This window comes from Pseudomonas ceruminis (genome assembly GCF_021602025.1).
Lineage (GTDB): Bacteria > Pseudomonadota > Gammaproteobacteria > Pseudomonadales > Pseudomonadaceae > Aquipseudomonas > Aquipseudomonas ceruminis.
The window spans coordinates 1-13,375 of sequence record NZ_BQHW01000025.1; the positions used below are offsets into that span (position 1 = coordinate 1).

Genomic DNA, 13,375 nt, shown 5'->3' on the forward strand with positions numbered 1-13,375 from the left:
GCGGGCCGAACCAGACCCGGACCAAGGGTAAAGGCTAGGCTGGCTTTGCCGGCCTCTTCGCGGGGCAAGCCCGCTCCCACAGATTCAGTGTTAGGGTTCTGTGGGAGCGGGCTTGCCCCGCGAAGAGATTCGGGCGGCCAAGGTGATGGGCTTGAGCGTGGCCGGTGTGGATATCCTGCGCTCCAACCACGGGCCGTTGGTGATGGAGGTCAACTCTTCACCGGGCCTGGAAGGTATCGAAGTGACCACCGGCAAGAACGTGGCCGGGATGATCATCGAGCACCTGGAGAAGAACGGCGGGCCGAACCAGACCCGGACCAAGGGTAAAGGCTAGGCTGGCTTTGCCGGCCTCTTCGCGGGGCAAGCCCGCTCCCACAGATTCAGTATTAGGGTTCTGTGGGAGCGGGCTTGCCCCGCGAAGAGATTCGGGCGGCCAAGGTGATGGGCTTGAGCGTGGCCGGTGTGGATATCCTGCGCTCCAACCACGGGCCGTTGGTGATGGAGGTCAACTCTTCACCGGGCCTGGAAGGTATCGAAGTGACCACCGGCAAGAACGTGGCCGGGATGATCATCGAGCACCTGGAGAAGAACGGCGGGCCGAACCAGACCCGGACCAAGGGTAAAGGCTAGGCTGGCTTTGCCGGCCTCTTCGCGGGGCAAGCCCGCTCCCACAGATTCAGTGTTAGGGTTCTGTGGGAGCGGGCTTGCCCCGCGAAGAGGCCAGAAAATGCCGGTACAGATCAAACAGCGTTTCGCGGCAGTAAAAGCCCCAACGGCAAGCGCACCCGCGCCTCGATCCCACCGCCAGACCTGTTACGCAATTCCACATTCCCGCCATGTTGCGCTGCAATCCGCTTGACGATCGCCAGCCCCAAGCCAGTGCCTTTGCCACCTCGGGCACGGTCGCCGCGAATGAACGGGTTGAAGATGGTTTCCAGCTCCGACTCGTCGATCCCGGTGCCTCGGTCAAGCACGCTGAGCACCACATAGGGCGCACTCTCATCGCCCGAGACATAAGCAGCCACCTCGACCCCCTTGCCCGCATGATGCAGGGCATTGCCAATCAGGTTGCCCAGCATGCGCTTGAGCGAAACACGGCGCAGCGGGAACGGCGGGATTGGCTCCAGGCACAGGCGCACACGCTCGTCCGGTTGGTTGTACGGCGCTACCACCTCGCGCACCAGGTCAGCCAGGTCGACTTCTTCTACCGGTTCGTCGCGGCCATCGCGGATAAAGGCCAGGAACTGATCGAGAATCGCGTCCATATCCTCGATGTCGCGCACCATGTCGTCGCTCAGCTCGCTGTCGCTGCCCAGCAATGACAACGACAGCCGCAGGCGTGTCAGCGGCGTGCGCAGGTCGTGGGAAACACCGGCCAGCATCAGCTCGCGCTCACGCCCGGCCTGCTCGACGTCCTCGGCCATCTGGTTGAACGCCCGATAGACCTCGGTCATCTCGCTCGGTGTATCACTGATCGGCAACCGCACGCTACGGCCCTGGCCTAACTGGCGGGCAGCGAATACCAGGCGCTTGAGCGGCTGGTTGAGTTGGCGAACGAAGATCCAGGCCGACGCGGTAGACAGCAGGCCAATAGCCAGGAACCAGCCGAGCACGTTCCAGATTTTCTGGCCACGCAGCGGGTGCGGGTACAGCGGCACTTTCAGCCAGCCAGGGCCAAGGCTGGGCGCATTCACCCACAATGCCGGCGGTGCATGGATGCGCAAGCGTACTTCAGTGTCTTCGCCCAGCTCGGCCTGCATCTGCCGCTGGTAGATTTCGCTGTAAGGCCAGTGTTGTTCGCCTTCCGGAACACCAGAGCCGGTCACCCGGATCAGGCCTGCGGCTTCGGCAATCTTGTCGCGGTTTTCTTCGTCCGCTGCCCAATAGGCTCGCAGGGTCAGCGCGACACCATGGCTGTATTGCCGATCGACCAGCACGTCCTCGTTCATTAGCAGGTAGACCAGGGTCAGCGCCTTGGAGAACAGGACAACGATCAGCACCAGCCACAGCGTGCGGGCGAAGAAGCTTTGCGGGAACCAGAGCGGTGTTTTCATCGACGGCGCGGCATCATTTGCCGGCGTTTCCGTCTGGCACGAAGACATAGCCCACGCCCCAGACGGTCTGGATATAGCGCGGCTTGGAAGGGTCCGGTTCGATCATGCGGCGCAGGCGCGAGATCTGTACGTCGATGGAGCGCTCCAGGGCATCCCATTCACGACCACGGGCCAGGTTCATCAGCTTGTCGCGGGTCAGCGGCTCGCGGGCGTGCATTACCAGCGCCTTGAGCACCGCGAACTCGCCGGTGGTGAGCATGTGCACTTCATCGCCGCGCTTGAGCTCGCGGGTGCCCAGCGAAAGCTCGTAATCGCCGAACGTGACCGACTCGTCTTCGCTGCCCGGGGCACCCGGCACGCTCGGCGCCTGGCGGCGCAGCACGGCCTTGACCCGCGCCATCAGCTCGTCCGGGTTGAACGGCTTGCCCAGGTAGTCGTCGGCGCCCAGTTCCAGCCCCTTGATGCGGCTGAGCTCGTCGCCCTTGGCGGTGAGCATGATGATCGGGATCTGGTTGTTCGACTGGCGCAGGCGCTTGCACGCTGTCAGGCCATCTTCCCCTGGCAGCATCAGGTCGAGCACCACCAGGTTGAACACCTCGCGCTGCAGCAGGCGGTCCATCTGTTCGGTATTGGGCACCGCACGGGCACGGTAGCCCTTGCTGGTGAAGAAACGTTCCAGCAGGCTGCTGAGCCCCGGATCGTCGTCGACGATGAGAATCTTGTCACCTTCAGCGGTGTTTGCGGTGCCGGTCATGAATAACTCCTCTGATATCGCCGCGCATTATGGCGTAGCCACTGCCACGCGTGCCGTGAGCATTGTTAGCAGATTTTTCCCCCGACGCCAGTTCCCAGGCGGTTCCGCTGGCCTGGCGCCATCACCGCAAGCCGGCGCCGATGGGTATAATGCCCGGCTTTCCTCCAGCGCCGCTGGGCCAGACAGCACCTTGCGGCCCCCGTTTTCACAATTGTCAGGTGGTTTACATGGACAGCATCAACAGCCGTATCGCCGAGGAACTGGGCGTACGCCCACAACAGGTCGAGGCGGCCGTGGGCCTGTTGGACGAAGGCTCGACCGTGCCCTTCATCGCCCGTTACCGCAAGGAAGTGACCGGTAGCCTGGACGACACCCAGTTGCGCCACCTGGAAGAGCGCCTGCGCTACCTGCGCGAACTCGACGATCGCCGCGCCAGCATCCTCTCCAGCATCGAGGAACAAGGCAAGCTGACCCCTGAGCTGGCCCGCGAAATCAAGCTGGCCGACACCAAGACCCGCCTCGAAGACCTCTACCTGCCCTATAAGCAGAAGCGCCGCACCAAAGGCCAGATTGCCCTCGAAGCCGGCCTCGGCGAGCTGGCCGACGGCTTGTTCAACGACCCGCAACGGGTTCCGGAAAGCGAAGCAGCGCGCTTCGTCGATGCCGAAAAAGGCGTCGCCGACGTCAAGGCGGCCCTGGAGGGCGCCAAGTACATCCTCATGGAGCGCTTCGCCGAAGACGCCGCCCTGCTCGACAAGCTGCGAGGTTTCCTCAAGCAGGAAGCGGTGCTCAGCGCCCGCGTGGTGGCAGGTAAAGAAGAAGAAGGCGCCAAGTTCCGCGATTACTTTGCCCATGACGAGTTGCTGCGCAACGCACCGTCGCACCGCGCCCTGGCGATTTTCCGTGGCCGCAACGAAGGCGTGCTGAGCGCCTCGCTCAAGGTCGGCGAAGAGCTGCCGGGCACACTGCACCCGTGCGAGGTGATGATCAGCAATCACTTCGGCCTGGAAAACCGCAACCGCCCGGCCGACAAGTGGCTGGCCGAAGTGGTGCGCTGGACCTGGAAGGTCAAGCTGTATACCCACCTGGAAACCGACCTGTTCGGCGAACTGCGTGACAACGCCGAAGGCGAGGCGATCAACGTCTTCGCCCACAACCTGCACGACCTGCTGCTGGCCGCCCCCGCCGGCCCGCGTGCCACCCTGGGCTTCGACCCGGGCCTGCGCACTGGCTGCAAGGTTGCGGTAGTCGATGCCACCGGCAAACTGCTGGATACCGCCACCGTCTACCCCCATGCGCCGAAAAACGACTGGGACCGCACGATCTCGGTACTTGCCGCCCTGTGCGCCAAGCATTCGGTAGAGCTGATTGCCATCGGCAACGGCACCGCCAGCCGCGAGAGCGACAAGTTGATCGCCGAACTGGTCAAGAAGTACCCTGCGCTGAAGATCACCAAGATCATGGTGTCCGAAGCCGGTGCTTCGGTGTATTCGGCGTCGGAACTGGCCGCCCGTGAATTCCCGGACCTGGACGTGTCGATCCGCGGCGCCGTGTCGATTGCCCGCCGCCTGCAGGACCCGCTCGCCGAACTGGTGAAGATCGACCCGAAATCCATCGGTGTCGGCCAGTACCAGCATGATGTCTCCCAGGTAAAACTGGCCCGTGGCCTGGACGCCGTGGTCGAGGACTGCGTGAACGCCGTGGGCGTAGACGTGAACACTGCCTCGGTGGCCCTGCTGACCCGCATCTCCGGCCTCAATGCCACCTTGGCGCAGAACATCGTCGCCCACCGCGATGCCAATGGCCCGTTCGCTACCCGTGCTGCGTTGAAAAAAGTCAGCCGCCTGGGCGAAAAAACCTTCGAGCAAGCCGCCGGCTTCCTGCGCGTGATGAACGGCGACAACCCGCTGGACGCCTCTGCCGTTCACCCCGAGGCCTACCCGCTGGTGCAGCGCATCGCCGCCGACACCGGCCGTGACATCCGCTCGCTGATTGGCGACAGCGGCTTCCTCAAGCGCCTCGACCCGAAAAAGTTCACCGACGAGACCTTCGGCCTGCCGACCGTCACCGACATCCTGCAGGAACTGGACAAACCCGGCCGCGACCCGCGCCCCGAGTTCAAGACCGCAACCTTCCAGGACGGCGTCGAGGACCTCAAGGACCTGGAGCCCGGCATGATCCTCGAAGGCGTGGTCACCAACGTCACCAACTTCGGTGCCTTCGTCGACATCGGCGTACACCAGGACGGCCTGGTGCACATTTCGGCGTTGTCGGAGAAGTTCGTCAAGGACCCTCGCGAAGCGGTCAAGGCCGGTGACGTGGTCAAGGTCAAGGTCATGGAGGTGGACATCCCGCGCAAGCGCGTCGGCTTGTCCATGCGCATGAGCGACACGCCGGGCGAAAAGGTCGAGGGTAACCGTGGCGGCAACCGTGGCAACGGCGGCAACCGCCAGCAGCAGGCACCGCGCCAGCGTGAAACCGCCACCGCCGCCCCGGCCAACAACGCCATGGCTGCGCTGTTCGCCAACGCCAAGCAACTGAAGAAGAAGTGATGGACATCCCCAAGGAGCTCGTCGAAAGCGCCTACAGCCAGCTCCTCGGCTGCCGCCTGCAACGCCTGGACACAGGGGTAGCAGAGGTAGCCCTGGCGCTGGAGCCGCACCTGCGTAACCGTGGCCAGAAGCTGCACGGCGGGGCCATCTTCAGCCTGGTGGACATCGCCATGGGGCTGGCCTGCTCGGCCAGCCATGGCTTCGACCAGCAGAGCGTAACCATCGAATGCAAGATCAACTACATGCGTGCGATCAGCGACGGGGAGGTGCTGTGCACCGCCCGCGTTCTGCACGCTGGGCGCCGCACCCTGGTGGTCGACGCCGACGTAGTCCAAGGCGACAAGCTGGTGGCAAAAGCGCAAGGAACCTTTGCGGTTCTCTAGCTCACCAAGCGGTATCTGCGGTATTTTTCGGCAGTGCGCTGGCACTGCCGGAACCGCGTAAACCAGGCGACAACGCCAGTTCCTTTCTTCCTACCCTTGTAGACCGTCAACTCTACCCCCATATTGGGGCGACTGATGCGTGAAGGAATCCATCTTGAGCGACCTCCTCAACCGCCGCCTGAGCCTGCTCGGCGCCAATCTTCCCCTGCTCAAGCAGTGCCTGCACGGTATTGAGCGCGAATGCCTGCGCGTGACCGACGAAGGTCGCCTGGCCCAGACCCCGCATCCTGAAAACCTGGGTTCGGCGCTGACCAACGAGCAGATCACCACCGATTATTCCGAGTCGCTGCTGGAGTTCATCACCCCGGCGCTGCCCGACCCGGCCAAGGTGCTCGAAAACCTCGAGCAAACCCACCGCTTCGTCTACAGCAAGCTCGCCGACGAGTACCTGTGGAGCCCATCGATGCCGTGCACACTGCCTGCCGAGGAGGATATCCCGATCGCCGAGTACGGCACCTCGAACATCGGCAAGCTCAAGCACGTCTACCGCAAGGGCCTGGCCCTGCGCTACGGCCGCACCATGCAGTGCATTGCCGGCATCCACTACAACTTCTCGTTGCCAGAGGCGCTGTGGCCATTGCTGCGCGCCGCCGAAGGCAGTGAAGAAAGCGACCGCGACTTCCAGTCCTCGGCCTACATTGCCTTGATCCGCAACTTCCGCCGCTACAGCTGGCTGCTGATGTACCTGTTCGGCGCCTCGCCGGCACTGGACAAAGGCTTCCTGCGCGGCCGCCCGCACCAGCTCGAAGAACTGGACGCCGAAACCCTGTTCCTGCCCTACGCCACCAGCCTGCGCATGAGCGACCTGGGTTACCAGAGCAACGCCCAGGCCGGCCTCACACCTTGCTACAACAACCTGGCCAGCTATACCGACAGCCTGCGCAAGGCGGTGGGCACGCCCTACCCGCCGTATGTCGAGATCGGCACCCATGTCGACGGCGAGTGGGTGCAGCTGAACACCAACATCCTGCAGATCGAGAACGAGTACTACTCGAACATCCGTCCCAAGCGCGTCACCTATACCGGCGAACGGCCAATCCAGGCCCTGTCCTCGCGCGGCGTACAGTATGTCGAGGTGCGTTGCCTGGACATCAACCCGTTCCTGCCGGTAGGGATCGACCTGACCGAGGCACGCTTCCTCGATGCGTTCCTGCTGTTCTGCGCCCTGGAAGACAGCCCACAGCTGGACAACGGCGAATGTGGCCAGTGCACCAGCAACTTCCTTGCGGTGGTCAAGGAAGGTCGGCGCCCGGGCCTGCAGTTGCACCGCGACGGGCAGCCGGTTGCACTCAAGGCCTGGGCCAGCGAACTGATTGGCCGCATCGGGCAACTGGCCGAGCTGCTCGACCAGGCCCACGGTGGCGAAGAACATGCCAAGGCCCTGGAGGCTCAGCAGGCCAAGGTCGACGATGCTTCGTTGACCCCTTCTGCCCAGGTGCTGGCACGTATGACCGAACATGACGAAAGCTTCGTCCAGTTCTCCCTGCGCCAAAGCCGCATCCATGCCGAAACCTTCCGCGAGCAGCCGCTGCCAGCCGAACGCCAGCAGGCCTATGAGGCCCTGGCCCGCGACTCGCTGGCAGAGCAGTCGCGCCTGGAGCAGCAGGAAGTCGGCGACTTCGACCTGTTCGTCGGTGCCTATCAGGCCAGCATCCTGGCGATCAGCAACTGATGAGCCGCACCGCCACCGCGCGCAAGCCACGCGCCAGCAGCCAGGCCAGGATCGACGCGATCCTGGCCGCAGCGCGCGAGCTATTGGCCGGGCAAGGGGTGGCAGCGTTGTCGATCTATAGCGTGGCCGAGCGGGCGCAGATTCCACCGTCGTCGGTGTACCACTTCTTCGCCAGCGTTCCGGCGCTGCTGGAGGCGCTGACGGCCGATGTGCACCGGGCGTTTCGCGAGGCATTGAGCGCGCCGATCGACAGCAGTGCATTCAACTCCTGGCATGAGCTTTCGCGGTTGATCGAGCAGCGCATGCTCGACATCTACAACGAGGATGCCGCCGCGCGGCAGTTGATTCTGGCGCAGCACGGCCTGAGCGAGGTGGTGCAGGCAGACCGTCTGCACGACATGGAGCTGGGCGAGCTGATGCACAGGCTGTTCGACCAGCACTTCCAACTGCCGATGATGCCGACCGATGTCGATGTATTTGCCTTGGCCATGGAGTTGAGCGACCGGGTGTATGCCCGCTCGATGCAGCTGCATGAACAAATCACCCCGCGTATGGCAGAGGAAGGCATGCGGGTATTCGAGGCGTATCTGGGGCTCTACCTGCCGCCGTTTCTGAATAAACGCCACAGACACTGAACGAGCAACATATAACGCAGTTCGCCTTCGGTCGGACGTTGAAATGGGCGCTCCTTTCCAGCTCTCAGCTCAACGTGGATCACGACCATGCCCCAATCCTTCGACTCGTCAGCCGACACGACGCCCATCGGCCTGGATGACCTCACCAGCCCCCTGCCCCTGCCAACGACCCCGTGGATTACCGCCGGGCGCGGGAATGCCCTCGGCCAGGCCGACCTGCGGCGACGCAAGGCGGTCAAGGCGCTGAACAGCGTTTTCAAACAAGCGTCGTTGCAGCCATCGCCCGGGCACGCCAGCTTCTGGGACGCACGCATGCCTGGGCAATCGATAGCACGCAGGGCTTTTGCCGAGAAGCAGTTGCAGGCGCATTTCCATAGCGCGCTGGACCTCAACTACGGGTTTGAGCGAATAGCAGCGAAAGCCTGGAACCTGGGTCAGCTGGGCAGCGACAGCCAGTATGCGCAGCTGCACTGGCATCAACCGGGCGTTCCCATAGGGGCCTGCCCCACTGCGCTGCTGATCACGCCCACTGACGATGACGAGCCCTGGCTGCTGTACCGGCCAGATGCCCACAATCCGGTACGCGCCTTCCCCAGCGAAGCGGCCTTGCTGCAATGGGCCCACAAGCATCGGAACCGCCTGTGGCGCACCCCGCCCGCCGCGCTCGCCAGCGACAGCGACAGCACGTTCATCACCGTCATCGCGCGCCCGGGGGATGGCTTCGCCGGCCTGCTGAACAGCATGCTGGCCCACGCGCAGCCAACCGACCTGGGTATACAACTGCACGTCGAGCTGCCCGACGCATTGAGCGAGGAGCTGGCTCAGCTGGTCAGTGCCGATGAAGCGTTGGCGCAGGACGAGGTGCATTTCGATTCGCTCGACGAACGTTTGCCGCTCGGCTGGCGCAAGCAGCGCATCGAGCGCCAGGAACAGCTGCTGGCAGCCTATCTGGGCGATGATGCAGAGCCCGGCTCTGCGCGCCTGGCCGAGCTGCAGACCCACCAAGCGAAGCTGGACGCCCAAGACAGCGCCCTGCAACAACTGCTGGCCGCAGTGCCCGAGACGGCCACCGCCGAAGCGTGGGGGCAGGCCGACGGCGATAGCAGCCGGTTCGAGCATCTCAGCCAGCACTTTGCCAAAGCCTTGCTACTGGAAGCCGAGTTCCAGCATCGCCTGGGCGACCTGAGCGAGCCACACCTGCAATGGGTTCGCCAGTTGGTGGAACAGCCCAACCTAAGCCTTGAGCGGCAAGTCGTACCCTGCGCGCTGAAACTGGTGGTGGGTACCCGCACCTGGGTCTTGACCGGCTTCATCACCCTCAGGACGATGCACCCTGACACTGCGGATGACGCCGACACTACGGTGCTGCTCTACAAACCCGGGCACGACGGCGGCCTGGCCTGTTACCCGGACCAAGCCCAGCTGTTCGAGCGACTGCTGAACACGTTGCAAGGCGCCTGGCCAGAAGTGCTGCTGGAAAGCGCCTGGCCGCAGGACATCGATGCGCTTCTCACACTGATAGACAGCGGCGAGCATACGCCAGCCCTGGTCAGCGAACCCATCACCAGCCACGTTTTCGACTATTTGGCCTCAACCCACCTGGCCCTGCTGACCCAGGCCGAGCCTGCCTCGCAACTGCAACTGCGATGGAAACTGGGCGCCAGCAACAACGCCGCCAGGACCCAAGCGTTCGAACGGTTGGCCGAGCGTAACCGCACCGCCAACCTGCACATCCGGCTGCATTCACTGAGCCACCTTACTGCCCCCCAGCGCGACGCACTGGCGGCGCAGTTCGAAGCCTTGCGCGCCAGCATGCAGGCTTCGAGCAGCTTGCTGGCTAGAGACCTGCCTGAGCGCGGGCAGTTTTCCCGCAACCTGATGAACAGCCACCTGCGTCAAACGCTCAACCTGGAAACGGTGCCTCGAATCAAACTGGACATCGCCGACCGAACCGGCAAGCAACGTGTGCCGTTACCGGAGTCCGGTTTCCCCAATGCCTACAAAGAGGTCACGACGTTCAGTGCAGAACGCAGTCTTGTGCCCCTTGAGCAATTTCTGCTCTGGGCATTGAACGACGACCTGACCTTGCGCCTGGGCAACGCCAACATCGTGATCGAAAACGCCGCGGCGACGCCTGGCCTGCAGCAAACGCTCAATCACAGCTACATTGCCAACCTGGTGCAGACGCTGGATGCGGCAGGCGCCTACGAACAGCAGATACGCGATACCTTCAGGGGCAGCGCGGCTCAATCTGATTGGCAAGCACAATGGCGCCAGGAAATACTCCGTGCGCCCTTCGAGCATCAGCTCAATATCCTGCTACTGAGCCGGCCCGTTACCCTGGATGCACACGGCATGGGTGTCTTCGAGCAGTTCTGCCGTGAACAGCAGGACACTACGCTTACCCGCACCATCGAGCACTGTGCACTCGACCTGCGGCCCGGCGTTGCTGCAGACGGTAGCAGCGACCGCGTGCCGCTATCAGGCATCTTTCTGCTAAAACCAGCGAGCGGGCCATGCCTGCTGCTATTGCCCGACGCACCCAATGGCAAGGTCATCACCCAGTACGAAGACAGCGAGCAGGCATGCCTGGCGCTCGCGGACATGGCCATCGACGAGGCCATGCGCACATACCTTGCCAGCCGCCCGTTGGAGGGCGACACAAGCACGCACCTGTCCTATATAAACCAGGCCTTGCTCATACCCTTCACCGGTTTTATCGGGGTGGGCACTGCTCGTTCAGAGCCGCTCGCCCAGGTGCGGGCCGACCAGCTGATGGGCCGGCTCATCCTCGAACACCGCGCCTCCTCGCGCAGCCAGATCGACCTGTACCTGGAGCGCGAGGCGATCCGCCACGGGCGGGTATACGACTACCTCAAACTGGCGCTGGGCTTCGTGCCTGGGGTAGGTGCCGCGATTGCCCTTTACGACGGCTGGAGCGCCGCCAACGCGAGCGTGGAGGCGTTCCTGCGGGGTAGCCCGGGCGAAGGGGTCGAGCACCTGAACAGCGTGTTCCTGTCGTTGGTCGATGCGCTCTTCGATGTGGTGCCTGCCGCAGTTGTGTCGCGCTCGTCCAGTGCACTGGCCCGCAAGCGCACCCACTTGCGTCAGCGCTTGGACGGATTGCGGCCCACCACTGTGACACGCCGCGGGCGCCCCGACCCCTTCAGCGGTTATGAAACCGAAGCCCCCTCAGGCCATTGGCACGACCACCCTGGGGTTCACGGCAAAGGTGTCTACCGACATGCCGAAACCGGAAACGAATTCATCGTTCGCCACGGGCTGCACTATCAGGTCGAGTGGGACACCACCTATCGCACCTGGCGCCTCAAAGAAGGCGCAGCACGCAGCTACAAGCAGCCTGTAAAACTCGACGAGTTGGGCACCTGGCAGCCCCACGGCAGCCTGAGCGGGCGTATCATCGACGGCGGGCTGGCCGGTGGCGGTGCCTACCTCGGCAGGCTGTACCAGCAGGGCTGGCAGCACCTGCGCGGCTACCTTGGCCGCCAACCCTCGCTGGCCTCGCCGAGGCAAGTGGTACTAGAGATCGACAATGGCCGCCGCGCCCACCAAGCCAAGCTCATCGAAAAAATCTCGGCCTGGAACACCGTACGCGGGGTCGGCCCCAACGGCCCTCAAGGCACACCCGCCTCCCCCGGGACCATCAGACGTGCGCTGCATGAGTCTGCCGAGCAGTTGGAGGCCTTTGTGACGTTTCATGAGCAAAGTCTGGAAAAATTGCGCAGGATCAGGCCAGAGTTGGGTCGTCATTATCAAGCCATGCACAACGAGCTGGCCTTCAACCTGGGCAGGCAGCACCCTAAGCTGATCCGTCAGCTTCAACTCCAGATGCAGGATGAGTTCACCCTGACCATGCGGCTCGAACGCGCCCTGGACGCCACCCCCACCTCTCCCCTGAAGCAACTGCAAGAGATACGTCGTGTACAGGAGGGCCTGTGCCAGACGCTCGGCAAGCTCGAAGTCGAGTTCCAGCGGGTGACCAGGGTCACCCATCTGCTGCGCGGCAGCGAACTCACCGTCTACCAGCAAGCACTCCAACGGTTGGACATGCCAATGGACCCGAACGGGTACCGGGCCGTACGGCTTGCCATCGAAGCCGCCAGAATCGTCAGGGTGCTGGGCCAGCCAAGCTATGACTACCTGTTGATGCTACGCCAGGTGAACCAGCAAATCAGCGACCTGCGAAGCCTATTGTTCAGCCATCATGATCTGCCGAGCGCTGGCCTGAGCCGCGCCCAGGAACACCGCTTCCTACGCCAGCTCAAAGACGGCTATCAACGCTTTTACAATTACATGACCAGTTGGCAGGATGACTTTCCTCGCTACATCGACACGCAAACCACCCGGCGTATGCACCAGGCGCTGAGCACACTGATCGGCGAAGTCGAGGCCCAGATTTTGGCCTCCGCGCCGATCAAGCGAGCGCCAACCGTCAAACACGGGCCGAGCAGGCCGCGTCTGTTCGAAACCGTGGACCAGCAGCTGTTGATCGGCCGTGAAGTTACCCTCGACGGCCAGCCGCAAATGCAAGTGGGCAACAGGCTGAACCAGGAAACACACATTACCTTTTCCCGCGCCGCCGATAACCTGTGGCAACCCCGCACCGCGCAGCCCGCATCACCTACCGCCGAGCTTACAGTGCTGGAGGCCAGTGCCAGGACGCGATTGGCAGAGGTGACTGCGCAGCAAGCCAAGCTGCAGCAGTACAAGGCATTGAACATGACCCCCGCCAGCCTGGAAGACTTGGCCAATGGTTATGCCACGACGCTGGAGGAATTGGCGCGGGACATCGCCCGCCGGGGAGAGGCCGCGTTGACCGAGGCGCAGCGCCAGCTCCCAGGTCGCCTGGAAAGCGCTGCAGCCCAGATGCGCAGGGTGGGCAGGCAATTACGCATCGATCAGGTCAAAGCCACGCAGCGCCCTGAGCCTGGTCATCTGGATTACCTGCAAAGCCAAGGGGAGGTGCGGATCAGCTGGTCACGGGTGCTGGAGCCGGCCAGGAACAGGAAGGGGGAGCCTATTGAGTATCTGGAGGAGTACCGCATCGACGATGCGGCCACTGACAGCCCTCTCTGGTATGCGCACTTTCACTTCAAGCACCGGCCAGCACAAGGCTTTGCACGGCTCGAGGCCGGTCACATCAAGCTTGCCCACGAACGCAACCTGGGCGCGGGCGCCTGGCGCGGCGCCCTTACGCAAAGCCAAGCCAACAGCCTCTTTGGCGGACTGCGACCCGCTTAGCGC

The 13,375-nt window shown here is 63.4% G+C and carries 7 protein-coding genes and 2 pseudogenes; 7 read left to right on the forward strand and 2 right to left on the reverse strand.

Going from position 1 to position 13,375, the window contains the following annotated elements:
- Nucleotides 1-127: 127 nt before the first annotated feature.
- Nucleotides 128-334: pseudogene (locus L6D80_RS23480) on the forward strand (30S ribosomal protein S6--L-glutamate ligase); the annotation flags it as partial.
- Nucleotides 335-423: 89 nt separating this feature from the next.
- Nucleotides 424-630, forward strand: a pseudogene (locus L6D80_RS23485) (30S ribosomal protein S6--L-glutamate ligase); the annotation flags it as partial.
- 110 nt (nt 631-740) lie between these two features.
- Here the strand turns inward: L6D80_RS23485 and L6D80_RS23490 are convergent.
- Entirely contained in the window at nt 741-2,054 is a 1,314-nt protein-coding gene (locus L6D80_RS23490) for an ATP-binding protein (RefSeq protein WP_054903122.1), read from the reverse strand.
- 13 nt (nt 2,055-2,067) lie between these two features.
- Entirely contained in the window at nt 2,068-2,808 is a 741-nt protein-coding gene (gene ompR / locus L6D80_RS23495; protein ID WP_176515528.1) for an osmolarity response regulator transcription factor OmpR, read from the reverse strand.
- A 227-nt stretch (nt 2,809-3,035) separates the two neighbouring features.
- Between ompR and L6D80_RS23500 the strand changes: the two genes are divergently transcribed.
- From L6D80_RS23500 to L6D80_RS23520, 5 genes are all read left to right on the forward strand, one after another.
- A complete protein-coding gene (locus tag L6D80_RS23500; RefSeq protein ID WP_176515530.1) occupies nt 3,036-5,360 on the forward strand; it encodes a Tex family protein in 2,325 nt (774 codons plus the stop codon).
- Nucleotides 5,360-5,743, forward strand: coding sequence for a PaaI family thioesterase (locus L6D80_RS23505; RefSeq protein WP_054903125.1), 384 nt, complete (start codon nt 5,360-5,362; stop codon nt 5,741-5,743). Before L6D80_RS23500 ends, L6D80_RS23505 begins: the two co-directional genes overlap by 1 nt.
- Nucleotides 5,744-5,897: 154 nt before the next feature.
- Entirely contained in the window at nt 5,898-7,475 is a 1,578-nt protein-coding gene (gene gshA / locus L6D80_RS23510; protein WP_176515532.1) for a glutamate--cysteine ligase, read from the forward strand.
- A complete protein-coding gene (locus tag L6D80_RS23515) occupies nt 7,475-8,110 on the forward strand; it encodes a TetR/AcrR family transcriptional regulator (protein WP_054903127.1) in 636 nt (211 codons plus the stop codon). Before gshA ends, L6D80_RS23515 begins: the two co-directional genes overlap by 1 nt.
- An 87-nt stretch (nt 8,111-8,197) precedes the next feature.
- Nucleotides 8,198-13,372, forward strand: a complete 5,175-nt coding sequence (locus L6D80_RS23520; protein WP_176515534.1) for a dermonecrotic toxin domain-containing protein — start codon at nt 8,198-8,200, stop codon at nt 13,370-13,372.
- Nucleotides 13,373-13,375 lie beyond the last annotated feature (3 nt).